The organism is Photobacterium sp. (assembly GCF_057456235.1).
In genome coordinates, this window is the sequence record NZ_JBVCPH010000016.1 from 59114 (window position 1) to 84922 (window position 25809).

The following is a 25809-nucleotide window of genomic DNA, read 5'->3' on the forward strand; positions in this document are numbered from 1 at the left end:
TGGGTCGACCCGATCCAGGTGGCATTTTTGTCATCATTAATGAGTAAGTAGTCTACATCTTTATTAAGCTGTGGCACACTTGACGATCGTTTTATCTCTCCCGACCACAACTACAAATAGCGGAAGTATGTCATGTCAAATGAGCAGATTATTTGGGATCAGGCACTGATAGAAAAATATAACTATTCAGGCCCCCGTTATACCTCATATCCGACAGCCCTTGAGTTTCATGAGGCATTTACGCCGGCGGAATTTGATATGGCTTGTGCGCAGTATCCTGAGCGCAAACTTTCACTGTATGTGCATATCCCGTTCTGCCACAAGCTTTGCTATTACTGCGGCTGTAATAAAATTATTACTCGCCATCAGCATAAAGCGGATCAGTACCTGGATGTGCTGGAACAGGAAATTCGTCAGCGTGCTACGCTGCTTGGCAATCGGCAGGTCAGTCAGCTTCACTGGGGCGGCGGTACACCCACTTTCCTGACTAAGCCACAAATCAGTCGTTTGATGAGGTTGCTGCGGGATCAGTTCAATTTTGACCCTGATGCAGAAATTAGCATTGAAGTCGATCCGCGTGAAATAGAATTGGATGTGCTGGATCTTCTTCGCGCTGAAGGCTTTAACCGCCTCAGTATCGGAGTGCAGGACTTTAATAAAGAAGTGCAGAAACTGGTGAACCGTGAGCAAGATGAAGAGTTCATTTTTGCCATGGTACAGCGTGCCAAAGAATTAGGTTTCCGTTCAACTAATCTCGATTTGATTTATGGCCTGCCAACGCAGAACCGTGAGCGGTTTGCTAAAACCTTAGAGCAGGTACTGACGATGAAGCCGGGCCGTTTGTCTGTCTTTAATTATGCCCATATGCCAGCCCTTTTTTCTGCCCAGCGTAAGCTTAAAGATGAGCTGCTGCCGAGTGCAAATGAAAAACTGGGGATCTTGCAAGACACCATCAGTACCTTAACCGAAGCCGGTTACCAGTTTATCGGAATGGACCATTTTGCCTTACCGGATGATGAATTAGCCGTTGCCCAACGCAACGGTATTTTGCACCGTAATTTCCAGGGCTATACCACCCAGGGTGACTGTGATTTACTGGGGATGGGTGTTTCTGCTATTTCGATGATTGGTGATTGCTACGCGCAGAACCAGAAAGAGCTGAAGGCTTACTATGCGGATGTGAACAATAAACATCAGGCACTGTGGAAAGGGGTGTCGCTTGATGCGGATGATTTGTTACGCCGGGAAGTGATCAAAGCCCTGATTTGTAACTTCCAGCTTGATATGACCGTGATTGAAGAGCATTTTGATCTGAACTTTAAACAATACTTTGCTGAAGATCTGAAATTATTGCAAACGTTCATCAATGATGGGTTAGTGACGGTCGATGAGCGGGTTATTCAGGTTGAATTAAAAGGCCGTTTGCTGATCCGTAATATCTGTATGTGCTTCGATAAATACCTCCGTGATCGTGCCCGTCAGCAGCAGTTCTCGCGGGTGATTTGAGTACCGCCTTCAATCTGAAATCGCAAAAAGCCGCTTGATTCAATCAGCGGCTTTTTATTGGGTACTGATAGTGAATAAATCAGCTCACATGGTTTGGATTACCTTGATCTAGCGATTGGCTGCTTTCAGTTTAAGGGCCTGCTTTTCAGCATCAGACAGGAACGCCAGCTCAAGGCCATTGATTTGCGCCTGGCGAATCTGCTCCTGGCTCAGGCCCACTTTCGGTGCCGCCACTTCATATTCATACGGTAATTCAATCCCTTCTACAGCCGGATCATCGGTGTTCAGACATGCCAGAATACCATGGTCGAGGAATTGCTTAATTGGATGAGATTCGAAAGACTCAACGGTACTGGTCTGGATATTAGACGTCAGGCATGACTCGATACCAATTTTATGTTCGGCCAGGTAGTCCATCAGTTTAGGATCGTGAACCGCTTTCACGCCATGGCCGATACGTACAGCACCAAGTTCCCAGATGGCCTGCCACATGCTTTCCGGCCCTGCGGCTTCACCCGCATGAACGGTGACGCGCAGATCAGCATCTCGTACTTGTTTGAAATGGCTGATAAAGCGATCGCCTGGCTGGCCTAGCTCATCACCGGCAAGATCGATAGCAACCAGTTTATCTTTCTGGCTGAGCAGCGCATCCAGCTCTTGCTGGCAGGCTTGCTGGCCAAACGTGCGGCTCATGATACCAATCAGGTTGGCTTTGACATCAAAGTCACGACAGCCGGCAGCCACCCCGTCGACGACAGCCTCAACCACGCCAGCGACGGGCAGGTTGTGCTTCATCGCCATGTAGTAGGGGGAAAAGCGCAGTTCTGCATAGTCAATCTGGGCATTCAGTGCGTCTTCGACATTTTCATAGGCGACGCGGCGGCACGCATCGAGATCACCCAGTACCGCAACCCCCCAATCAAGCTTCGACAGGAAAGCCATTAAGCTCGGCTCAGCTTCGACGATCTGAACATGCGGGCGCAGCCCTTCAATATCGGTCGCTGGCAGTGCCATACCGAATTTCTGACCAAGTTCTAAAATAGTCTGAATGCGGATATTGCCATCAAGATGACGGTGAAGATCGGTTAAAGGAAGGTGCTTAGTGATCATAATTATTGGTGCCCCTATAGAAACTGGTGCGTCAGTATACGCAAAGAACAAATTACAATCATTATAGTCCGGGTGGATATTCTTCGATGGCGGCAGAAACTGAGCTGATGTTTACTGGATCTGTTGACCCTTTGCTTAATGGTTCTGGGCGGGCATAAAAAGACCCTTGCGCAAAACCGAACATGCATTGAACGGTTTTGGGGTGATCTTAATGACAGATAGTGACTAATCCAGTGTCATATTCAGCTCTTTGAGTTTGCGAGTCAGGGTGTTTCTTCCCCAGCCTAATAGCTTGGCGGCTTCTTGTTTGTGGCCACGAGTATACTCCAGGGCGGTTTCCAATAAAATTTTCTCAAACTCCGGTAAGGCTTCGCCCAGTAGGTTCTGGTTACCTTGCTGAAGTTCGCTTCGGGCCCAGCTCTGTAAAGCCTGATGCCAGTGTGAGAGAGTCGGGTCACCTGCTGGCTGAGCGTTGATTGTCAGAAGTTCCGGCGGCAGATCAGAAGGTAAAACTTCATTACCGCTGGCCATAACGGTCAACCAGCGGCAGGTGTTCTCTAACTGTCTGACATTGCCCGGCCAGTCAAGACCGGTAATGAGTTCGACAGTGCTCGGATGCAAGGTTTTGACCTCGACCCCCAGTTCATCGGAGGCCCTCTGAAGAAAGTGGCGTGTCAGCTGTGGAATATCCTGACGGCGATCTTTCAGCGCCGGAATATGGACGCGTATCACATTCAGACGGTGGAACAAATCTTCTCGGAAATCACCGTTGGTAACCAGCAGCTCCAGGTTCTGGTGAGTGGCGGCAATGATCCGGACATCAACATTAACGGGTGAGTGCCCGCCAACCCGATAAAACTGGCCATCAGCCAGTACGCGTAATAAGCGGGTCTGAATATCTAATGGCATGTCACCGATTTCATCAAGAAACAAAGTGCCGCCGTTCGCTTGTTCAAAGCGCCCCTGACGCACGCTGTTAGCGCCGGTGAAAGCGCCTTTTTCATGGCCAAACAGTTCAGACTCAATTAAGTCTTTCGGAATGGCTGCCATATTCAGGGCAATAAAGGCTTTCTTGCTACGCGGACTATGGCGATGCAGGGCATGGGCAACCAGCTCTTTACCGGTGCCTGATTCACCGTTGATCAATACCGAGATGGAAGAGCGGGATAAACGGCCAATGGCGCGAAAGACTTCCTGCATGGCCGGCGCTTCACCGATGATCTCAGGTACCGCTTTCAGGGTCTGTTCTGGCTGCTGCTGACGTTTCTGTTCCTGGCTGTGGGTGACAGCCCGCTCCACCAAACTAACCGCTTCGTCAATATCAAACGGCTTCGGCAGATATTCAAAGGCTCCTTCCTTATAGGCGTTAACGGCGGCATCTAAGTCGGAATGTGCCGTCATGATGATAACCGGTAAGGAGGGGTGATCCTGTTGCAGTGATTTAAGCAATGTCAGCCCATCGGTACCCGGCATGCGAAGATCAGACACCAATACATCGGGTACACTGCATTCGAGTGCTTCAATAACACTGTCGGCATCGGCAAAGGTTTCACATTTTAATCCGGCGGCATTGAGGGTGCGCTCTAATACCCAGCGAATAGAACTGTCGTCGTCAACAACCCATATCAATCCTTTGCTCATATTGTCGGTCCCCTTGAGTTATAAAAATCGGGTGAATACACTGATGCGTGACTATCCGGTTAGGTTATGGGTAAGTAAATCGTAAATTTAGTATGTCCAGGCCAACTGACGACTTCAATTTTACCCTGGTGCTGATCGATCAGGTTGCGGGCGATAGATAAGCCCAGCCCGGTTCCGCCGTCTCTTCCGGTGACCATGGGATAAAACAAGGTATCCTGGATCTCTCTCGGAATACCCGGACCATCATCGATGATGTCGATTTTTGCGGCAATTCGATGGCGCTGACCGTGAATCAAGGTTTGATGTGCGGTACGGGTTTTCAGGGTGATATTACCGCCGTTGACCTGTTGCAGCGCTAATGCGGCATTACTGACAATATTGAGAATAGCCTGCTCCAGCTGTTCCGGATCCATGATGAAGTCGGGCAGGCTGGGATCATAGTCGCGGTGGATCTGAATGCTTTCGCCACCGTCTAGGCTAACAAGCTGGCGTACTTTCTCTAACACCACATGAATATTATCCACCTGCCGCTCTCCCGGACGTTGTGGTCCGAGCAGGCGGTCGACTAAATTACGTAGTCGATCGGCTTGTTTAATGATCATCTGGGTGTACTCGGTATAACTCGGGTCCGGCAGGGCTTTTTCTAATAACTGTGCCGCGCCACGTAAGCCGCCCAACGGGTTTTTAATTTCATGGGCCAGGCCGCGTACCAGTTCTTTGGCGGCCTGTTGCTGAGCGTGCTGACTGAGCTCCTGGCTGATACGACGCTGCTGGTCGATAGGCTTGAGCTCCAGCAGGATCAGCAGTTCTTTTTGCCAGGAAATCGGGCTGGCATTGAGCTCTAAGGCATGGTGTTTACCATCTATGACAAAGGTGACATCGCTATCAGCCAGTCCCTGGCCGCTCTGCAGCGTGGCTTGCACCAAGCCGAGATCCAGGGATGAGTGTTGTAATAAATCGGGGAAACAGGTGTTCAGTAAACGGCGTTTACTGAAAGACAGCAACTGTTCTGCTGCCGGATTGACGTAACAAATGGTTAACTTCTCGTCGAGCAACAGTACCGCTGTGACTAAATTATCCAGAATTATAGGGGTAAAATTAGCTGTCACGATTATCATCCTTGTTGATATCAATGCGTATCACTTTGCGATCAATGAGCGTTATCGTGACGTGAATTGATATTGTGCACCATGTTGGTGCAATCAAGTGTAGCCTGTCTGCCTACGATAGTGCACCAAAAATCAGTATTGGGTGATTATTTGGTTTTTATTGCTGGTGATTTACGCTGGATCACGGAAGCCCGGTGTAGGTAAACGGTAATATTATTTGATGATGCAATAACCTTGCCGTATTTAAGAAGCTGTACTTGCAGCTGATGGCTGCCTCTATCGATATTGATTAAACGCCAGCTGAGGCTGGCTTGCGGGCGGCCGTAAGCTTTGCCATCGAGCAATAACTGTACATTGTGGCCTTGGTCCATTTTTCGGTTCGCGATGGCAGAGACGGTGATGATCCCTTCGTTCTCGCGCAAGGTCTGTTCATGCATCGGTGACAGCAGACGAATGCTGGCCGGAGGTGCGGCATCAGGCATATTGCCGGATTCAGGGGGGATGGGTTCTGAGGTGGTGGGGCCCGCTGCGGATACGGTACTCGGCAGGGAGTCGAATTGATAGAGTGTCGCCTTCTCGGTGGGCTGATCAGAGAAGTGAACAATCCCCTCGCTATCAGTCCAGGTGTAGATGGTCGTGGCGTGCAGAGCCGGCGAGATCAGCAGGCTCAATAACGTTATCAAGATAAATGGTATATGCATTTCGGTCTCCCAAATTTGTTAGTTTTTCAGCTTGGGAAGAGACCGCAAGATCAAAAAGGCCTGCTTGTGAAGCAGGCCTAAGTCTTAGCTGTCGAGTAATGTATTTATTACTTATACAGAATAGTAAAGATTAAACTCAAGCGGGTGTATCGCCATGTTGATCTTCTCAACATCTTCAGACTTCAGTTTGATGTAAGAATCAATGAAATCATCAGAGAAGACACCGCCTGCAGTGAGGAACTCGCGGTCTTCGTTCAGGCACTTGAGTGCGTCTTGAAGCGATTCTGCAACCGTCGGGATTTCCGCTGCTTCTTCAGCCGGCAGATCGTAAAGGTCTTTATCCATCGCTTCACCCGGGTGGATCTTGTTCAGGATACCGTCAAGACCAGCCATCAGCATTGCTGAATATGCCAGGTACGGGTTCGCGGCCGGATCACCGAAGCGAATCTCAATACGGCGTGCTTTCGGATTTGACACCACCGGGATACGGATAGAAGCTGAACGGTTACGGGCAGAATATGCCAGCATAACCGGTGCTTCGAAACCAGGAACCAGACGCTTGTACGAGTTAGTTGCCGGGTTTGCAAAGGCGTTGATTGCACGAGCGTGTTTAATGATACCGCCGATGTAGTAGATCGCGATATCAGAAAGGCCGCCGTACTTATCGCCGGCAAACAGGTTTACACCGTCTTTAGCCAGTGACTGGTGTACGTGCATGCCGGAACCGTTATCACCGGCAAGTGGCTTAGGCATGAAAGTGGCTGTTTTACCAAATGCATGAGCAACGTTATGGACAACGTACTTATAGATTTGGGTTTCATCCGCTTTCGCTGTCAGGGTGTTGAAACGCGTCGCGATTTCGTTCTGACCGGCCGTCGCAACTTCGTGGTGGTGGGCTTCAACAACCAGACCCATTTCTTCCATGATAAGGCACATGGCAGAACGGATATCTTGTGAGGAATCGACCGGTGCAACCGGGAAGTAACCGCCTTTCACGCCAGGACGGTGACCTTTGTTACCACCTTCGAAGTCAGAACCCGTGTTCCAGGCCGCTTCTACGTCATCAATCTTAAAGAAAGAACCCGACATGTCGGTACTGAACTTAACATCATCAAACAGGAAGAACTCCGGCTCAGGACCAACCAGCACCGTGTCTGCGATGCCCGTCGAGCGCATGAACTCCTCAGAACGCTTGGCGATTGAGCGAGGGTCGCGATCGTAGCCTTGCATGGTGGCAGGCTCAAGAATGTCGCAACGAATGTTTAGCGTTGCGTCTTCTGTGAACGGGTCCAGCACTGCGCTTGTAGCATCAGGCATCATTACCATGTCTGATTCATTGATACCTTTCCAGCCAGCAACAGACGAGCCGTCGAACATTTTGCCTTCTTCAAAGAAATCAGCGTCGATTTGATGAGAAGGAATAGAAATGTGCTGTTCTTTACCTTTGGTATCGGTAAAGCGTAGGTCAATAAATTTAACTTCATTTTCCTGGATCAGTGCTAGTACATTTTCTACTGACATCTTGAGTAACCTCCGGTGTTAAGATTGGGCAACTGGCCGCAAAAATTTTCATTGCTCTGTGCAGAGCGACTCTAAATAAGATACTGCGAAAAGTGTGCCAATTTTTTAAAGCCCCAGAATCGCCCACTTACGGCGCATCGGGGGCTAAGGGAATCCATTTCTGCACTATAATGGTGAGTTTTTGCACCATTATGGTGCGGTTGTACTGGTATTCACGATGATGGTGCGCCTCTACTATTCGCTTATGTCATTATATTGTCAATCTGGCACTGCATAATCACGCTCGTTTTTGGATTAATCCGAAATCTCAAAGATCGCGATGATATATTGCTGGCGCGTGATAACGACTGCTTTCGAGGGGTGCTGAGCGACTGTAGGCACTGTCTTTTATCGGCTGTAAGTATGCATAAACAGCGGGGGAGAGGGGGGCTTATACAAGGGCTAAAAAAAAACCGGTGATATAAATCACATATTACGTGGGTTTTAGCGTAAAATCTGTTAGATTATGAGCCGTTTTTTTAATCAAGTAGCACCTACCGTTGGTCGCTGCATGTTCTGAGTGAATGTGAAATCCATGTCTAATCAACAGATCGATAACTTAAGAAATATCGCAATTATTGCTCACGTTGACCACGGTAAAACTACCCTGGTTGATAAACTACTACAGCAATCTGGCACGCTAGAGGGTCGCGGCGAAGCCGAAGAGCGTGTTATGGATTCTAACGATATCGAGAAAGAGCGTGGCATCACCATTCTTGCTAAGAACACAGCAATTAACTGGCATGACTACCGCATTAACATCGTAGATACCCCGGGACACGCTGATTTCGGTGGTGAAGTTGAGCGTATCATGTCAATGGTTGACTCAGTATTGCTTATCGTTGATGCCGTTGATGGCCCAATGCCTCAAACTCGCTTTGTTACACAAAAAGCGTTCTCATACGGCCTTAAGCCAATCGTTGTTATTAACAAGATTGACCGTCCTGGCGCACGTCCTGAGTGGGTGATGGATCAAATCTTTGATCTGTTTGATAACCTGGGCGCGACTGATGAGCAACTAGATTTTACAACTGTTTATGCATCAGCATTAAACGGTTGGGCAACAATGGAAGAAGGTGTTGTTGGCGACGATATGGAACCATTGTTCCAAGCGGTTGTTGACAATGTTGCACCGCCAAGTGTTGACGTTGACGGCGCACTGCAGATGCAGGTTTCTCAGCTAGATTACAGCTCTTATGTTGGCGTTATCGGTGTTGCCCGTATTGCTCGCGGTTCTGTTAAGCCAAACCAGCAAGTGACTATCATCAATGCTGAAGGCAAGAAGCGTAACGGTAAAGTCGGTACCGTTCTTGGTTACCTTGGCCTTGAGCGTCACGAAGTGGAAGAAGCTAAAGCCGGCGATATTATTGCTATCACCGGTCTAGGTGAGCTGAAGATTTCAGACACAATCTGTGATGTTAATACCGTTGAAGCACTTCCTGCTCTTTCTGTTGATGAACCAACAGTTACCATGACTTTCCAGGTCAACACATCTCCGTTTGCAGGTAAAGAAGGCAAGTACGTTACTTCACGTAACATCCTTGAGCGTCTGGAAAAAGAACTTGTTCATAACGTAGCATTACGTGTTGAAGAAACTGACGATCCAGATAAATTCCGTGTTTCAGGCCGTGGTGAACTTCATCTGTCTATCCTGATCGAAAACATGCGTCGTGAAGGCTTTGAGCTAGCAGTATCTCGTCCAGAAGTTATCATCAAAGAAGAAAATGGCCAGCTAATGGAACCGTTTGAAACTGTGACTATCGACGTGATGGAAGAGCATCAGGGCGGTATCATGGAAAATATCGGTCTGCGTAAAGGTGAACTGACGGATATGGCACCAGATGGTAAAGGCCGTGTTCGCATGGACTTCATGATGCCTTCTCGTGGTCTTATCGGTTTCCAGACTGAATTTATGACCCTAACGTCTGGTTCAGGTCTGATTTACCACTCATTTGATCACTACGGTCCTCACAAGGGCGGTACTATCGGTCAGCGTAACAACGGTGTTCTGATTTCGAACGCAACGGGTAAGGCACTGACTTACGCACTATTCAACCTTCAGGAGCGCGGTCGTCTGTTTGCTGAACACGCTGACGAAGTGTATGAAGGTCAGATCATCGGTATTCACAACCGTGCTAACGATCTAACGGTTAACTGTCTTAAAGGTAAGCAGCTAACTAACGTTCGTGCATCTGGTACAGATGAAGCGCAGACGCTATCTCCTGCCATCAAGTACACACTTGAGCAAGCGCTGGAGTTCATTGATAACGATGAGCTGGTAGAAGTCACACCGGTAAGTATTCGTATCCGTAAGAAGCTTCTTACTGAAAACGATCGTAAGCGTGCGAGCCGTTCACCGAAGTAATCGGCCACGAATCGTAAGCTAAAAGATCCCGCCATTGGCTCAGCCCTGGCGGGATTTTTGTATCTGGCCCCATTAGATCCTGGTATATACTGGTTGCTTAATGCACGATGAGCGAAGCAGTATGCAGCCAATTATTATTACCGGCGGCCCGGGCGCGGGCAAAACGACCTTACTCAATGCGCTGGGAAGCAAAGGTTATTTAGTCTTTCCTGAAGTCTCTCGCACCTTAATCCAGCAACAATCTGCTCTGACGAATGGTGTGTTACCCTGGACCAATCTGCCGGCCTTCGCCGAACTGTGTCTGGAGATGATGGCAGAGCAACGTCGGTTTGCGGAAAATGGCACCATGCCGGCCTTTGTTGATCGGGCTGTCCCGGATATTTGCGCTTACCTGGCTATTGGCGGAGAGCCTGTCAGCCAGCATTATATTGACGCCTCATCGGGTTATGCCAAGCGGGTGTTCTTTTGTGCGCCACATGAGACGATTTATTGTCAGGATGAAGAGCGTCCTCATAGCTTTGCTGAAGCGCAGGCGATCCATGAGCAGCTGATCAGGACCTATGAAAGCCTGGGCTATGAGTTGATGACGGTGCCGTGGGGAAGTATTGAAGTGCGGGCCAGCTGGGTGCTGGCTCGCATGTCGCTGAAGGCTTAAGGTATTAGGTGTTTTTCAACTTGGCAATAAAGCGCTCAGATTCATCAATGGCAGCTTGCATATCGACAATGGCTCGCTGAATATCATTTTGCAGTGAGGTAAACTCACCTTGCAAAGAGCCAATGGCGGCAGCATTGAGGTTATGTTTCAGATACAGGGTGTTATCTCGCAGCGTATTGAGTACCGGCGTCATTTTTTTCTTGGCCCGGAGCATTGCCGTTAACATTTTCTGGTAGGACGCCTGGGTGGCTTTGAGTTTCTTTTCACTGTCACGCTTCAGGTTGGCGCTGGTGTATAGCGACAGCTCATCTTGCCACTCATCAAACAGGGCATCGGCGACATCTTCGATAGCGGCAATACGCTCGCTCACTTTTTCGGCGGCATCAGCGCTGGCTTCATACTGATCATTTATTCGGTCGTAGGTTGCCTCCAGTTCTCCGCCGTCAAACTGGTTAAGGGCTTTTAAGGCATCGAGGGCACTGGTAAATTGGTCTTGAGCATCTTGTTGAGCTTCGGTGGCATCTTCAACCCGATCCACCATAATTTCACGTTTATGGACGCCGACTTGTTCCATGGCGGAATAGTAGGCACTCTGGCAGCCTGATAACAGGGTGGTACTTAATAAGATGGCAAGCAGGTAAGGCATATCGGGTTCCTTGTCGGGGGGTAAATGAGTCTGTCACGGGGATAGGATTCCTCACCGTACCGAGTAATCCGTATTAGACTTTGAAATATATACCAATAGATTAAATGAATATGGCTGACAATAAAATAACTGACAAGATCCAATTATCCCGGCAGGCCAAGGTTGGCTTGGCCTACTTTACCTATCTGCACCGGCGTATTGGCCACGATCGGCTAACCGTCACTGCGGGTTCGATGGCGTATGTGACGTTGCTTTCACTGGTTCCTCTGATCACCGTCGTGCTGGCGGCGCTGTCTGCGTTTCCGGTTTTTGCCGGTTTGGGAGACTTATTGCAAAATTTTGTCATTGAAAATTTTGTGCCGGCCGCCGGTGAGGTGGTGAAAACATATCTCAATGAATTTGTCGCCAATGCCGGCAAGATGACGGCGGTCGGTGTGGGGGCCCTGTTTGTCGTCGCCATGATGCTGATGTCATCGATTGATCAATCGCTTAATTATATCTGGCGAGTTCATGAGAAACGTCGTCCGGTGATTTCGTTCTCAATATATTGGATGGTGTTAACCTTAGGCCCCATTCTGGTCGGCTCCAGTATTGCGGTCAGCTCTTACTTCGGGTCGCTTACATTGCTTGACAGCGAAGCGGTCAACGGCCTGTTCCAACAGATGCTGCGCGGGCTGCCGGCAATTATGTCAAGCTGTGCGTTTCTGGGGCTGTACTTGCTGGTGCCCAATATCAAGGTGAAGTTGAGCCATGCCCTGATTGGCGCTTTGACGGCCAGTGTACTATTTGAGTTGAGTAAAAAGGGCTTTGCCCTCTATATCACCAACTTTCCCTCTTATCAGGTGATCTATGGTGCGTTGGCCGTGATCCCAATCCTGTTTGTCTGGGTCTATTTATGCTGGTGTATTGTGCTGCTGGGGGCGGAAATTACCGCCAGTTTAGGTGAGCGGACACACTGGCTGGTTGCGGGCGATACAAATTCTGATGACTCTGACAAAGAGGGTGCAGAAGATAAAAAACGTTCTGAAGTAACAAGCTATTCTGAAACAAAAAGCGATAAGGAACAAAGTGAATGATTGCGCTAATTCAACGTGTAAGCGAAGCCAGCGTGGCCGTCGATGGCCAGGTTACCGGCACCATCGGAAAAGGTCTGCTGGTGTTACTGGGGGTAGAGAAAGGGGACAATGAAGCCAAAGCGCAGCGTTTACGGGATAAGGTTTTGGGTTACCGCGTGTTTGAAGATGACGCCGGGAAAATGAATCTGAATGTCCAGCAAGCCGGTGGCAGCGTTTTAGTGGTGTCGCAATTTACTCTGGCTGCCGACACCAATAGCGGTATGCGGCCGAGCTTTTCAGCCGGTGCCGCCCCCGCGGATGCAGAACGCTGGTACGACTATTTTGTCGAACGTTGTAGGGATAAAGATATTCAGACTGAAACCGGTATTTTTGCTGCTGATATGAAAGTGGCTTTATTGAATGACGGCCCTGTGACATTTTGGCTTCAGGTTTAATACCAATCGGCTTGATAAAGATTTGCGCTTAATGGTAGCCGCAATCTATCATTTATTCGCCGGGCTGGTCTGTTTCGCGAAGGATAACGATAACCTACCGGGCAATGGAAGAGAGGGATGGCATGTTTCGATTGATCACACCACAAACGGATACTGAGTTAGCGAATTACTATCATTTTCGCTGGCGCATGTTGCGTGAGCCATGGCGCATGCCGGTTGGCTCTGAGCGGGATGCTTACGACGAGCTGAGCTGCCATCGTATGATTGTGGACGATAAAGGAGAAACCATTGCTGTCGGCCGGTTGTATATGACCCCGGATAATGATGGGCAGATCCGCTTTATGGCGGTGCATCCGGAGTATCGGCATAAGGGCATGGGGGCGTTAGTCCTGATGGCCTTAGAGTCGCTGGCTCGTCAGGAGGGTGCGAAGCGTCTGGTCTGTAATGCCCGGGAAGACGCGATCCCGTTTTATCTGAAAAACAGCTTTGCCAGCCAGGGAGAGCTGAGAGATGAACGCGGCCCGGTGCGCCACCAGCAAATGCTGAAGTATCTTGATCCGCTAACAGATGTCGTGCGCCACCCGGAATGGTGCCAGGAGTTACAGACGTTATGGCACAATCAAATCCCGATCAGTGACAAGATGGGGGTTAAAATCAGTCAGTATACCGGGTATCGTTTTGAAGTCAGTGCCTTGATCAATGCTAATCTCAACCCGAGTGAATTTATGTTTGCCGGCAGTATTTTTACCATGGCGACATTAGCGGGCTGGGGTTTTATCTGGATGCTGCTTAAAGAACGCAAGCTGCAGGCTGATATTGTACTGGTGGATAGCAACATCCGTTATGTCGCACCGGTCAAAGAGCGTCCTCGTGCTGAGGCCAGTGTCGAGAGCTTGAGCGGTGATTTTGAGCGCCTGGCAAGTGGCCGCAAAGATCGGGTGACGGTCGAAGTGAGTGTTTATAGTGGCGAGCAACGGGCTTCCACATTTACCGGTACTTATATGTTGTTTCCGTCGCAGGAAGATAGTGACAGCTGTTGTTGATCACCTCGCCACTCGCGGATGAGCTGCTGGCAGCCTTGCTTTGCCTTCAGCGTCATGGTTTGTTCTGCTGTATTGGCCAGATCCCATTTCCCCTCAAAATTGGCTTCAATCCCGTTGCCGCTCAGCGTCATAGGCGCTATCACTAAGCGCCCGCGATCGGCGGTAATATGCACTGGCGTTGCCGTAAGCGGCTGAACCGGCGCGGACGCATCGGTCGTGCTTTTTGCTCCGTTATTGGCTAAGTGTTTTGATGAATAGCCTAGGCTGTTGCGGGTGTGCTGATCAAGATTAGCCTGCTCTTTGCCGGACTGACTCCAGAGTTGCCAGATCTGAGCTGTCGTCAGTTCAAGCGGTTGTAATTGGCGGAATCCGGCCGTTAACTCTCCGCTAAGACTGTAAGCCAGACTGGTCTGATGCTGTGCCAGTCCTGTGGCTGATAATGTGAGATCCATTGCGCCGCTCAACGGCAGAGGGAGCTGTAACCAATAAGGTAAAGTGCTGGCTGGCATACTGTCGGCGTGCATAAATAACTGCCAGGGTTGGCCTGGCTGATCAAGCTCGATTCCCCCGCTAGCCTCCAGCAAGCCGTTTTTGAAGGGGACGATAGCTTCAGCCAGCTGCCAGTTGCCGGCCTGGCTCTGCATCATAAGATATGGTTCAATCATCGTGACCCGGTTGACACTGACAAAGCCTGCACTGACGCTCAGCTCGCCCTGCCATAATCCCAACTGCCCTTTACGTTTGAGGATCAGATCTTCGCCATTGATATTCAGCCCGGTTACCTGGATAGGGAAGGATGGATTGTTATCCGTCAGCTGGGCGTAGCCCACATCCAGTTTGGTGATGCTGATATCATCAAACGCCCGGTTCAGCGTGGCGGCGGATTGCCGCCATTGTTCGGGGCGCAGCCATCTAATGCCATTGATTGATACTTGATTGAGTGCCAGCAGATCCGGCGTTAATGCGCCATCGGTCTGGATAAAACCATCAAAGACTTTGCTCGACAAGCCATCGATGGTGATTTGTTGCGGGGCAAAAAACAGTTCAACCAGAGGTTCCTCAAACACGGTCTTCTGCCATTGGATGCTGCTGGCACTGAGTGACAGGTGGGCGTTTTGTTGCTGCCAGCCAGTCGCTGGCCAGTGCCAGTCTTGGAGCGATAAGTTCAGCGAGTTGAAGCCATAGTCAGGCATTTCCATGCTGCTTTCCAGAATATCAAGGCGTTTGATATTTACGGTGATATCGGTGGCTTTTAATTGTGTCAGCTGCGTCTTGAATTGCTCAAGCTGCGTCGGATCCTGTAATTGCAACCCGGTCAGAGTGAGCTGGTGCAGAATGAGAGCGTCGGGCTGCGCCTCGGAATCTACGTATTCGGCCTGGCCGTTAAGGCTGGCGTGTTGCCAGTCAAAAGAGAAACCATACAATTTCCATTTTTGGTCATAGTGGTCACCATCAATGAGGACATTATCCAGTTCGATATTCTGCCAGCTGAGCCGGGAAGCGGAAAGTTGGTAGTCACCACTGAATTGCCCCCAGGGTTGAGCCTGGCTATTCCAGTTGTCTATCTGCAAGCGAGCATTTTGCAGCTTGATGGCTGGCGAAGTGATATTGAGGTGATTGAGTGCCAGGCGCGCAATATAAAGGGTGGGCAGAGTTTTAAGATCAATGGACTGGAGGCGTTCCGTACCATCTATTAATACGCTGTCGAAATACCAGCCTTGCTTAAATAGTTGCCGGGGAGCCAGCCATAATTGCAACAGGTCTGCTTCTAACACGGGAACCTGGCGATAGTTTAGTTGAAGCTGCTCTAGTTCAAGGTGCCAGGGATCGCGGATGTGGTAGGCAATGTTATCGGCCTTGAGTTGGTAGTCAGAGAAGGTATTAATGGTACGGGTGATGATTGCGGTGGCGTACTGGGTGTGGAGCAATGCCAGCATAATGGTACTGGTTAATAGCAGTAGCACCACGATGGTTGCGAAAATTTTCCCCACAGTACGCATTGATACCTTCCTTCTGTTATACCAAGCTGCTGACAAAACGCTGTATGGATCAGGATCTTAGTCTGTTTAGTGTTACTCAGAGTGGCGTAAAATCGGGTGAGCTGCAAGGAAATACACGGTTTTTCATAGTGGCGATCGACTATCATGGGGGTGAACCGTTTTCATTCGATGTTTGGTTTTATCGGTATTGCATAAACAGAAACAGAAACAGAAAAAGAAAGCCCCTCAAAAGAGGGGCTTGGAGTACCGTCGTGAAGTTAGTCTAACTGCGGACCTGCCGCGACCAGCTCGGCCCCTTCTGAAGTATCAGTATACTTATCGAAGTTATTAATGAAGCGCTCAGCCAGATCGATTGCTTTGCTCTCCCACTGCAGAGGATCAACGTAAGTATCACGCGGATCCAGAATGGCAGGATCAACGCCAGGTAGCGAGGTTGGTATCTCCAGGTTAAAAATTGGGATATGTTTGGTTTCAGCCTGGTCGATAGACCCATCAAGAATGGCATCAATAATACCGCGGGTATCCTGAATTGAAATACGCTTGCCTGTGCCGTTCCAACCGGTATTCACCAGATACGCTTCTGCTCCTGCTGCTTCCATACGTTTAACCAGCACTTCAGCATATTGGGTAGGGTGCAGGGTCAGGAACGCATTACCGAAACACGCAGAGAAAGTCGGTGTTGGCTCGGTGATGCCTCGTTCAGTACCGGCAAGTTTTGCGGTAAAGCCCGACAGGAAGTGGTACTTAGTTTGTTCTGGTGTCAGTTTTGATACTGGAGGAAGCACCCCGAATGCGTCAGCTGACAAGAAGATCACTTTGTTGGCATGGCCACCTTTCGACACTGGCTTAACAATGTTTTCAATGTGGTAGATAGGGTAAGAAACACGGGTGTTTTCCGTTTTCGAGTTGTCGTCGAAATCAATGGCACCATCACCGCGAACGGTCACGTTTTCTAGCAGCGCATCACGACGGATGGCGTTGTAGATATCAGGTTCCGCTTCTTTAGACAGGTTGATTGTTTTCGCGTAGCAGCCGCCTTCAAAGTTGAAGACACCGTTGTCATCCCAACCATGCTCATCATCACCAATAAGGGCACGTTTAGGATCGGTCGACAGGGTTGTTTTACCTGTACCGGATAGCCCGAAGAATACTGCTACATCACCGTTCTCGCCCATGTTGGCAGAGCAGTGCATTGATGCAATGTCTTTAAGCGGCAGGAAGTAGTTCATCATCGCGAACATACCTTTCTTCATCTCACCGCCGTACCAAGTACCGCCGATAAGCTGCATTTTTTCCGTCAGGTTAAAGACGGTGAAGTTTTCAGAGTTCAGACCATGCTCTTCCCACTTCTTATTGGTGCACTTCGCACCGTTCATGACGACAAAATCAGGTTCAAAGCTGTCCAGCTCATCTTCTGTCGGACGGATGAACATATTTTTCACGAAGTGAGCCTGCCATGCGACTTCCGTGATCACACGAATGCACAGGCGGGTATCTGGGTTGGTACCACAGTAGCCGTCAACCACAAACAGGCGTTTGCCGGAAAGCTGGTTAGTGACCAGTGATTTCAGCTCATTCCAAACGTTCTGATCAATTGCCTTGTTGTCGTTCTTGCCTTGGTCTGCCCACCATAGGGTATCGCGGGTAGTGTCATCTTTAACGATGAACTTATCTTTAGGCGAACGACCGGTAAAAATACCGGTATCAACAGACACTGCACCAAGCTCAGTGACAATACCTTTTTCATATCCTTCTAAGCCAGGCTTGGTTTCTTCTTCGAATAAAACTTCGTACGAAGGGTTACGGACAATCGCTGTAACATTATTGATACCGTATTCAGACAGATCCACGTTTTTTGCAACCTTTTTCTCGACGTTGATGACAGTCATAGGTGCTCCTTGGGTAAGATGATGTTTAACTGTTGACCATGCTAGCAACCCTAAGAGGCTAATTCAGGGAGGCTTATCAAAAAATAACCATTAAAATGTTAAACTTAAGTAAAAGCGCAGGGTCTATGTAGTCGGTAGTTTACAGCGATGTAAAACGATTGCGCTAGTGGCTGAGATTAATATTTTTCTTAAAAAAAGCCGGGAAATAAAAGGAAAGGTACTGTGATGATGGGAGTAAAACGTGCTTCAGGTAAAAAAACAGCCGCAATTAATTCGGCTGTTTTTATGATCTTCAGATGTTTTTACGAAGTGAGAATTAACTAGTGTACTTGGTTGTTACCGCTTTCAGGTGCACTCTCTAGTAGCGCAGCTACATCAATGCTATCAAAGTCATAGCTGGTGCCACAGTAGTCGCAGTGCAGCGAGACTTTCCCTTTGTCGGCCAGAATATGCTCGATTTCAGCGCGGTCAAGCGAGCAAATGGCAGAGCCACTGCGCTCACGTGAACAACCGCAATGGAATTCAACCGGTTGAGGCTCGAATAATTGTACTTCTTCCTGATGGTACAGGCGGAAAAGCACATCTTGTGCTTCAAGACCAAACAATTCTTCGTCTTTTACGGTGTCGGTGAGCTGCTCAAGGTGTTCAAAATCACCGGAGGTGCCTTGGCCGTCAGGCAAGACCTGAAGCAGCATACCCGCTGCCGTTGCTTGATTGCCAAATTCTCCCGTTCGCAACCAGATACGGGTTTTCAGTTGTTCTGAGTTTTTGAAGTAACCTTCCAGGCTGTGTGCCAGGCTGCCGCCTTCCAAACCGACAACGCCCTGGTAGCGTTCACCGTTCGTTGGGGTTATCGTGATCACCAGGTAGCCTTTGCCCATTAGATCATGGATATTGCCTTCAGCAGGCACCTCACCTTCCCAACGAGCCACACCACGTAGTTTCTGATCATGATCACCGTTAATGACGGCGAGTTTCACCGGGCCGTCGCCTTGCAGCTGTACCGTGATCGAGCCTTCAAACTTCAGCGTTGCTGTCAGCAAGCTGGTTGCGACAAGCAGTTCGCCTAATAGCTTCTGCACTGGCGCCGGGTATTCCTTGCTGGAAATGATGTGTTGATATGTGTCGCCTAACTGGACGAGCTCACCACGTACAGATACACCTTCAAACAGGTAACGGTACAGATTATCGTTTGTCATTAGCTTGTCTTCTCCAGCAATTAGTTACTGCTCTTAAATTTAATTATATCGCGTCGCTGTTTTTTATCAGGGCGCTTATCAGGACTCGGGCTGCCAAAAGCATTAATCTTGCGCATTTGTGCATGTTGCTCACGCTGCTTAAGGCTGTCTGCCGTTTCTTTATATAAGGTTTGTGCTTCCGGTGCTCCCCGGCGTGCACTTGACAGCTTTTCAATAATGACCGTTTTTTCTTCGTTGCCCTGTCTTATGCGGACTTCGGCGCCGACTTCGACAATTTTACTTGGCTTGGAGCGCTGGCCGTTGTAGTGCACTTTGCCTCCATCGGTCATATTTCGGGCAATTGAGCGAGTTTTATAAAAACGCGCTGCCCATAGCCATTTGTCAAGACGGACCTCAAGCGGGTCTGAATTCGATGATTGACGACTCACAACGGGCTCCTTACCAAAATTGGGCGCTAAAGTAGCACAATGCATTGACTGCGTCAGCAGCCGGTTAAGTCTAGTTAATGGTGTTATCGGGGAGACATTTCAACGTAAAAAAAGAGAATTTATTTCGAAATAGATCTAGTCTATTGATAGTAACTATGTTTTTTGCGTGATCTGGATTGCCGTATTGAATGATTCCAGCCGTTTTCGACTGCCTTAATACCTTCAGAAAGAGTATTATATATGATCAGGTTGGCTAATCGCAAAATATGCATTCTCAGGAATAATGGATTAAAGAATGGTTGCAACAAAGTGGTTTGAAACACTTTACTCAAAGCGTCCGCTGTCGTCCCAAACTGCGACAAGAATAATGACGTGGCTATTGGTCGTGATGTTGGCATGGCTGCTGGGGCGGTTGGCGTGGTCATTTGTTAAGCCCGCGACAGATGTGATTCCCTGGCAGGCGAAAGCGGTCTCAGCGTCTAATGGCCAAACATCGGCCTTTCCCCTCTCTGATGTACTGAGTATGAATTTATTTGGTCGCTACCAGCAAGATGCGCCGATCATAAAAAAAGGACCGGTTAAGCAAGATGCGCCGCAAACCCAGTTGAATTTAACCTTGGTTGGCGTGGTCGCGAGTTCCAGTCCTGAAACCAGCCTTGCGGTGATAACGAAGGGCGGCAAGCAGAATACTTATGGTCTTAACGAAGCCATTGAAGGCACGCGCGCAACCCTGCAGGCAGTTTATGTGGATCGGGTGATTATCCGTAACAGTGGTCGTGATGAAACGCTGATGCTTGATGGGGTGACGTTTTCTCAAGCTCAGGCTCAGTCTTCCAGCCGTCAAGTGGAACCAGAGCGTTCTTCTGAATCGCCGCCAGCCTCGGAACTGGCTAAAATTAAAGAGGAAATTCTCGACAAACCGCAAGCGTTGTTTAGCTATATTGGTTTGTCGCAAGTGAAGAGAGATGGCGAGTTAGTGGGTTACCGCGTTAACCCGGGCAAGGACCGTGTGTTATTCGATGCGGTTGGCCTTGTCGCGGATGATTTGGCTGTAAGCCTTAATGGCAATGATTTAACCGACCCTGCAGTAATGGCGAAACTGTGGACGGAATTATCCCAAGCCACAGACTTTACGCTAACGGTTGAACGAGATGGTCAATTACATGATATTTATATTGAATTGCAGTAGTGATTCGACAGCGAACAAGCGATTAGGGCAGGAGTTTTTTTGTGAAAAAATGGATGGGTAAGAGTGCCCTGTGGCTGTTAAGTAGCTTGCTATGCAGCTCAGTGATGGCGAGTGACTTTAGTGCCAGCTTCAAAGGAACTGATATTCAGGAATTCATCAATATCGTCGGGCGCAATCTGGAGAAAACGATCATTGTCGATCCCGCAGTGCGTGGTCAGGTGAATGTGCGCAGTTATGACTTACTGAACGATGAGCAATATTACCAGTTTTTCCTCAATGTTCTGGAAGTGTACGGCTTTGCCGTGGTCGAGATGGAAAACGGGGTACTGAAAGTTATTCGTGACAAAGATGCGAAAACCTCGGCTATTCCTGTCGTTGGTGATAACGACAAGGTGCAAGGCGATATCGTGGTTACCCGGGTGATTGCGGTTCGCAATGTGTCTGTTCGAGAGCTATCCCCCTTGTTACGCCAGCTGAATGATAACGCCGGCGCCGGTAATGTGGTTCACTATGATCCAGCCAATATCATTATGATCACCGGCCGGGCCGCAGTGGTCAATCGACTGGCTGAAATTATCGAGCGGGTGGATCGTGCGGGTGACAAAGAAGTGGCCATTATCGAGCTGAAGAATGCCTCGGCGGCAGAAATGGTGCGGATTGTGGACGCGCTCAACAAAACAACCGATGCCAAAAATATCCCAGAATTCCTGCAGCCTAAGCTGGTGGCCGATGAGCGTACCAATACGGTGTTATTGTCTGGCGATCCAAAAGTACGAGCCCGTCTGACCCGCCTGATCCGTCAGCTGGATAGAGAGATGGCGACATCGGGTAATAACCGGGTGGTGTATCTGAAATATGCCAATGCGGAAGAGATGGTCGACGTGCTTAAGGGCGTGTCTGAAAATTTGCAGGCTGAAAAACAAGGCGGCAGCAAACAGACAGCAGCCAGTAACGGCGCGGAAGTGATGATATCAGCGCATGCTGATACCAACGCACTGATCGTGACCGCCCCGCCTGATATTATGCGGGCGCTGGAAAATATTATAGCCCAGCTCGATATTCGCCGTGCTCAGGTGCTGATTGAAGCGATGATTGTCGAAATTGCCGAAGGTGACGGTGTCAATCTTGGTGTGCAGTGGGGATCACTGGACAGCGGGGTGGTGCAGTTTTCCAATTCCGGGATCCCGATATCCCAGTATGCGGTGGGCCTGAAACAAGCAGAAGATGTGCCTGGCTCCACAACCATTACCGGGGCTGGTGATAACCAGGTCACAACGACGACACCGGATCAACAAGGTGACTACGGTACCCTGGCCAGTGTTCTTGGCGGCGTCAATGGCGCCGCGTTGGGGCTGGTGCTGGGCGACTGGACCGCCTTAGTTAATGCGGTTGCCACCGATACCAACTCCAATATTCTTTCTTCACCCAGCATTACCGTGCTGGATAACGGCGAAGCCTCATTCATTGTCGGTGAAGAGGTTCCGGTGGTAACGGGGTCGACGTCAAGTGCCAGTAATGACAATCCATTTCAGACCGTTGAACGTAAAGAAGTGGGAATCAAGCTCAATGTTACCCCGCAGATTAATGAAGGCGATTCGGTACAGTTGAAAATTGAACAGGAAGTATCCAGTGTGATCGGGGCCAATGGCGCTGTGGATGTTCGTTTTTCCAAACGTCAGCTGAACACCTCCGTGCTGGTTCAGGATAGCCAGATGATCGTGCTGGGTGGCTTGATCGACACACAAACCAATGAGAGTGAATCGAAAATTCCGCTGTTAGGCGATATTCCGATATTGGGTCACCTGTTTAAGTCAACCAATACCACGACCCAGAAAAGAAATCTGATGGTGTTTATTAAGCCGACCATTATCCGCGACGGCGTGACGGCTGACGGTATTACTCAGCGTAAATATAATTACATTCGTGCTGAACAGCTTTATAAGGCCGATCAGGGGCTGAAATTAATGCCCAATACCATGCCACCGGTCTTGCCTAAATTCGGTGATAATATTGAGCTACCGGCTGAAGTGCGCGCCTTTGTTGCTCAGTTGGAGGATCTGTAATGGCTGCGGTTAACATGGAAGGCGATGTGCTCACCCTGTTCCGCTTGCCCTTTTCATTTGCCCGGCGCCACCGTGTTGTACTGGAAGCCGGCGAGCAAGGCTTGATACTGTTTTACTGTGGTCAGCTATCTGCGGTGGTGTTAGCGGAAGTGCGCCGTGTTGTCGGCAGGAGTTTTACCCCGGTAGAGCTGACAGAAAAAGCGTTTGAGCTGAAGTTAACCGAGGCTTATCAGCGGGATTCATCTGAAGCCCGTCAGCTGATGGAAGATTTGGGATCAGACAGTGATGATTTCTTCTCGCTGGCAGAAGAGTTGCCGGAATCCGAGGATTTATTGGAATCCGAAGATGATGCGCCGATCATTAAATTGATCAATGCCATGCTGGCTGAGGCCATCAAAGAAGCGGCTTCTGATATCCACATTGAAACGTTTGAAAAGATACTGTCGATCCGCTTCCGGGTTGACGGTGTCTTGCGCGAAGTGTTGCAGCCGAGCCGTAAGCTGGCCCCCTTGCTGGTTTCGCGTATTAAGGTTATGGCCCGCCTCGACATTGCTGAAAAGCGTGTGCCGCAAGATGGCCGTATCTCACTGCGTATCGGTGGCCGGGCGGTGGATGTGCGTGTCTCGACTATGCCGTCGTCTCACGGTGAGCGTGTGGTACTGCGTCTGCTTGATAAAAATGCGACTCGACTCGATTTGCATAGCTTAGGGATGACACCAGAGAACCATAAAACCTTCTGTCATATTATTCAGCGTCCCCACGGTATTATCCTGGTGACCGGCCCGACCGGTTCAGGTAAATCGACCACCCTGTATGCAGGGTTGCAAGAGCTGAATAGCCAGGAAAGAAATATCTTAACGGTGGAGGATCCGATTGAGTTTGATATTAACGGAATTGGTCAAACTCAGGTTAACTCAAAAGTAGATATGACCTTCGCCCGGGGCCTGCGTGCTATCTTACGTCAGGACCCGGATGTTGTAATGGTCGGTGAAATTCGCGATCTGGAAACGGCTTCTATTGCGGTTCAGGCGTCGCTGACCGGCCACATGGTCATGTCGACCTTGCACACTAATACCGCGATCGGTGCGATCACCCGTTTACGCGATATGGGCATTGAACCTTTCCTTGTTTCTTCTTCTTTGCTTGGGGTGCTGGCGCAGCGTCTGGTGCGTACCTTATGCTCTGAATGCCGTCAGCCCTATGAAGCTGATGCCGAGCAGAAAAAGCTGTTCCACCTGGGTGAGAATGATCCACTCACTTTATACCGTGCGGTAGGTTGTGAGCATTGCAATAACAAAGGCTATCGTGGCCGTACCGGTATTCATGAGCTGTTATTGATCGATGACACAGTACAGGAGCTGATCCACGCCGAAGCCGGTGAGCAGGCAATTGAAAAAGTCATTCGAAAATACACACCAAGTATCCGTGACGATGGCTTACTTAAGGTCAAAAAAGGCATTACTACCCTTGAAGAAGTGATGCGAGTGACCAAGGAGAGCTAATGGCTGCATTCGAATACAAAGTGCTTGATGCTAAAGGGCGCCAGAAAAAGGGCGTACTGGAAGGGGATAATGCCCGTCAGGTACGTCAGCAACTGCGCGAGCAAGGTTTTGTGCCGGTAGAGGTAGTGCAAACTCAGGGTCGTGAGAAAAAGCAGAGCAGTACTGGTTTCCAGTTTCGTCGCGGTATTAGCGCAAGTGAACTGTCATTGATCACCCGACAGCTGGCAACGCTTGTTCAGGCGGGCATGCCTCTGGAAGAATGTATAAAAGCCGTCGCAGAGCAAAGTGAAAAGCAGCGATTGAAAAATATGCTGTTGGCAGTGCGTTCACGGGTGGTTGAAGGCTATACCCTGTCAGACAGCATGGCGGAATATTCCCATGTGTTTGATCGGCTATTTCGTGCCATGGTGGCAGCGGGTGAAAAATCCGGCCACTTAGATACTGTGCTGAATCGCCTGGCGGATTACACTGAAAACCGCCAACAGATGCGCAGCAAGCTGCAGCAGGCGATGATTTACCCGACCATGCTGACCCTGGTCGCGGTTTCGGTTGTCGCCTTTTTGCTGGCGACCGTGGTCCCTAAGATCGTCGATCAGTTTGTCCAGATGGGACAGCAATTACCGACGATTACTGAAATACTGCTGGTTGCCAGTGACTTTGTTCAGAACTGGGGTATTGTCGTGGTGGTGGTAATTGTTACGGCAATAGCACTGTTAAAAACAGCCTTGAAAAAGCCTGATTTTAGAATGAAATGGGATCGTTGGGTGTTGCGGGTACCGGTGATTGGTAAAGTGGCCCGTGGCCTGAACACCTCTCGCTTCGCCCGTACCTTGTCGATTTGTACATCAAGTGCCATTCCTTTGCTTGATGGTATGAAGGTCGCTTCAGATGTGATGACCAATACCTGGGTCAATAAGCAGATTTTAGAAGCCGCAGACAAAGTGCGCGAAGGGGCGAGCCTTCGTGTTTCTTTAGATAAAACAAAACTATTCCCACCGATGATGCTACACATGATAGCCAGTGGTGAGCGTAGTGGTGAGCTGGAACAGATGTTAACCCGGGCCGCTGATAACCAAGATCGGGATTTTGAATCTCAGGTTAATATGGCGCTGGGTGTTTTTGAACCACTATTGATTGTCTTTATGGCGGGCATTGTCATGTTTATCGTGATTGCCACCTTAATGCCAATCATTGAACTAAATAACATGGTTGGCATGTAGTTTTTCCTTTGGAGGTCTTTTCAATGCAACGCAAACAACACGGCTTTACGCTGTTAGAAGTCATGGTCGTTATTGTTATTTTAGGTGTACTGGCCAGCTTGGTGGTGCCGAACCTATTGGGTAACAAAGAAAAAGCGGATCAGCAAAAAGTCGTCACTGATATCAGTGCGCTTGAGCAGTCACTGGATATGTATAAGCTTGATAACAGCGTTTATCCGTCCACCGATCAGGGGCTGGAGGCATTGGTGTCTAAGCCTTCATCAACACCTGAGCCGCGTAATTACCGCGACGGCGGCTACATTAAACGGCTGCCTAAAGACCCTTGGGGTTATGAATATAATTATGTCATGCCAGGCGAGCATGGCGCGATTGATGTCTTTAGCCTGGGTGCGGATGGCCAGGAAGGCGGAGAAGGTAGCAATACGGATATAGGTAACTGGAACATGCTGGACTTTTAAGTCCAGAGTTCAATA

21 protein-coding genes are annotated in these 25809 nt (G+C 49.2%); 11 read left to right on the forward strand and 10 right to left on the reverse strand.

The window, feature by feature from the left end; all coding sequences use genetic code 11:
- Positions 1-132 precede the first annotated feature (132 nt).
- Positions 133-1506: an oxygen-independent coproporphyrinogen III oxidase gene (gene hemN, locus AC2204_RS16775; RefSeq protein WP_318926825.1), complete on the forward strand. Its 1374-nt coding sequence runs from the start codon at positions 133-135 to the stop codon at positions 1504-1506.
- Between the two features lie 108 nt (positions 1507-1614).
- Here the strand turns inward: hemN and add are convergent, their stop codons facing one another.
- The 5 genes from add to glnA all read right to left on the reverse strand — a co-directional run bounded on the left by add (position 1615) and on the right by glnA (position 7588).
- The gene (gene add, locus AC2204_RS16780) at positions 1615-2616 is read right to left on the reverse strand and encodes an adenosine deaminase (RefSeq protein WP_318926826.1); all 1002 of its coding nucleotides are present in this window, start codon (positions 2614-2616) and stop codon (positions 1615-1617) included.
- A gap of 225 nt (positions 2617-2841) precedes the next feature.
- Positions 2842-4257, reverse strand: a complete 1416-nt coding sequence (glnG, locus tag AC2204_RS16785; protein ID WP_318926827.1) for a nitrogen regulation protein NR(I) — start codon at positions 4255-4257, stop codon at positions 2842-2844.
- A 59-nt stretch (positions 4258-4316) separates the two neighbouring features.
- Positions 4317-5375, reverse strand: coding sequence for a nitrogen regulation protein NR(II) (gene glnL / locus AC2204_RS16790; protein WP_413466714.1), 1059 nt, complete (start codon positions 5373-5375; stop codon positions 4317-4319).
- A 137-nt stretch (positions 5376-5512) separates the two neighbouring features.
- On the reverse strand, positions 5513-6067 hold the full coding sequence (locus tag AC2204_RS16795; RefSeq protein WP_318926829.1) for a DUF4124 domain-containing protein: 555 nt from the start codon (positions 6065-6067) through the stop codon (positions 5513-5515).
- Positions 6068-6178: 111 nt separating this feature from the next.
- The gene (gene glnA, locus AC2204_RS16800) at positions 6179-7588 is read right to left on the reverse strand and encodes a glutamate--ammonia ligase (protein WP_318926830.1); all 1410 of its coding nucleotides are present in this window, start codon (positions 7586-7588) and stop codon (positions 6179-6181) included.
- A gap of 574 nt (positions 7589-8162) precedes the next feature.
- Here glnA and typA point away from each other — a divergent pair.
- Both typA and AC2204_RS16810 read left to right on the forward strand, forming a co-directional pair.
- Entirely contained in the window at positions 8163-9992 is a 1830-nt protein-coding gene (typA, locus tag AC2204_RS16805) for a translational GTPase TypA (protein ID WP_318926831.1), read from the forward strand.
- A 121-nt stretch (positions 9993-10113) separates the two neighbouring features.
- Positions 10114-10647: an AAA family ATPase gene (locus AC2204_RS16810; protein WP_318926832.1), complete on the forward strand. Its 534-nt coding sequence runs from the start codon at positions 10114-10116 to the stop codon at positions 10645-10647.
- A gap of 4 nt (positions 10648-10651) precedes the next feature.
- On the opposite strand, the gene AC2204_RS16815 is transcribed toward AC2204_RS16810, so the two are convergent.
- The gene (locus AC2204_RS16815) at positions 10652-11293 is read right to left on the reverse strand and encodes a DUF2959 domain-containing protein (protein WP_318926833.1); all 642 of its coding nucleotides are present in this window, start codon (positions 11291-11293) and stop codon (positions 10652-10654) included.
- A 110-nt stretch (positions 11294-11403) separates the two neighbouring features.
- Between AC2204_RS16815 and AC2204_RS16820 the strand changes: the two genes are divergently transcribed.
- The 3 genes from AC2204_RS16820 to AC2204_RS16830 all read left to right on the forward strand — a co-directional run bounded on the left by AC2204_RS16820 (position 11404) and on the right by AC2204_RS16830 (position 13846).
- On the forward strand, positions 11404-12369 hold the full coding sequence (locus AC2204_RS16820; protein WP_318926834.1) for a virulence factor BrkB family protein: 966 nt from the start codon (positions 11404-11406) through the stop codon (positions 12367-12369).
- The gene (gene dtd, locus AC2204_RS16825; protein ID WP_318926835.1) at positions 12366-12803 is read left to right on the forward strand and encodes a D-aminoacyl-tRNA deacylase; all 438 of its coding nucleotides are present in this window, start codon (positions 12366-12368) and stop codon (positions 12801-12803) included. The genes AC2204_RS16820 and dtd overlap by 4 nt, the downstream gene beginning before the upstream one ends.
- 122 nt (positions 12804-12925) lie before the next feature.
- Positions 12926-13846 carry a bifunctional GNAT family N-acetyltransferase/hotdog fold thioesterase gene (locus AC2204_RS16830; protein WP_318926836.1) on the forward strand — a complete coding sequence of 307 codons (921 nt, stop codon included), beginning with the start codon at positions 12926-12928 and terminating at the stop codon, positions 13844-13846.
- Here AC2204_RS16830 and AC2204_RS16835 read toward each other — a convergent pair.
- The 4 genes from AC2204_RS16835 to hslR all read right to left on the reverse strand — a co-directional run bounded on the left by AC2204_RS16835 (position 13801) and on the right by hslR (position 19362).
- Positions 13801-15846, reverse strand: a complete 2046-nt coding sequence (locus tag AC2204_RS16835) for an AsmA family protein (RefSeq protein ID WP_318926837.1) — start codon at positions 15844-15846, stop codon at positions 13801-13803. The genes AC2204_RS16830 and AC2204_RS16835 overlap by 46 nt on opposite strands.
- A 257-nt stretch (positions 15847-16103) precedes the next feature.
- Entirely contained in the window at positions 16104-17735 is a 1632-nt protein-coding gene (gene pckA, locus AC2204_RS16840; protein WP_318926838.1) for a phosphoenolpyruvate carboxykinase (ATP), read from the reverse strand.
- A gap of 320 nt (positions 17736-18055) precedes the next feature.
- A complete protein-coding gene (gene hslO / locus AC2204_RS16845; RefSeq protein ID WP_318926839.1) occupies positions 18056-18934 on the reverse strand; it encodes an Hsp33 family molecular chaperone HslO in 879 nt (292 codons plus the stop codon).
- Positions 18935-18954: 20 nt separating this feature from the next.
- Positions 18955-19362 (reverse strand): ribosome-associated heat shock protein Hsp15, encoded by a 408-nt coding sequence (gene hslR / locus AC2204_RS16850; protein ID WP_318926840.1) that lies wholly within the window; start codon positions 19360-19362, stop codon positions 18955-18957.
- A 295-nt stretch (positions 19363-19657) separates the two neighbouring features.
- Between hslR and gspC the strand changes: the two genes are divergently transcribed.
- Genes gspC through gspG form a run of 5 tightly spaced genes read left to right on the forward strand, consistent with a single transcriptional unit; the run spans position 19658 to position 25794 of the window.
- Positions 19658-20551, forward strand: coding sequence for a type II secretion system protein GspC (gene gspC, locus AC2204_RS16855; protein ID WP_318926841.1), 894 nt, complete (start codon positions 19658-19660; stop codon positions 20549-20551).
- A gap of 41 nt (positions 20552-20592) precedes the next feature.
- The gene (gspD, locus tag AC2204_RS16860; protein ID WP_413466715.1) at positions 20593-22614 is read left to right on the forward strand and encodes a type II secretion system secretin GspD; all 2022 of its coding nucleotides are present in this window, start codon (positions 20593-20595) and stop codon (positions 22612-22614) included.
- Complete coding sequence (gene gspE / locus AC2204_RS16865; protein WP_318926842.1) at positions 22614-24116, forward strand: type II secretion system ATPase GspE; 1503 nt, start codon at positions 22614-22616, stop codon at positions 24114-24116. The genes gspD and gspE overlap by 1 nt, the downstream gene beginning before the upstream one ends.
- Positions 24116-25336, forward strand: coding sequence for a type II secretion system inner membrane protein GspF (gene gspF, locus AC2204_RS16870; protein ID WP_318926843.1), 1221 nt, complete (start codon positions 24116-24118; stop codon positions 25334-25336). The genes gspE and gspF overlap by 1 nt, the downstream gene beginning before the upstream one ends.
- Positions 25337-25359: 23 nt before the next feature.
- A complete protein-coding gene (gene gspG / locus AC2204_RS16875) occupies positions 25360-25794 on the forward strand; it encodes a type II secretion system major pseudopilin GspG (RefSeq protein WP_318926844.1) in 435 nt (144 codons plus the stop codon).
- Positions 25795-25809: the final 15 nt, after the last annotated feature.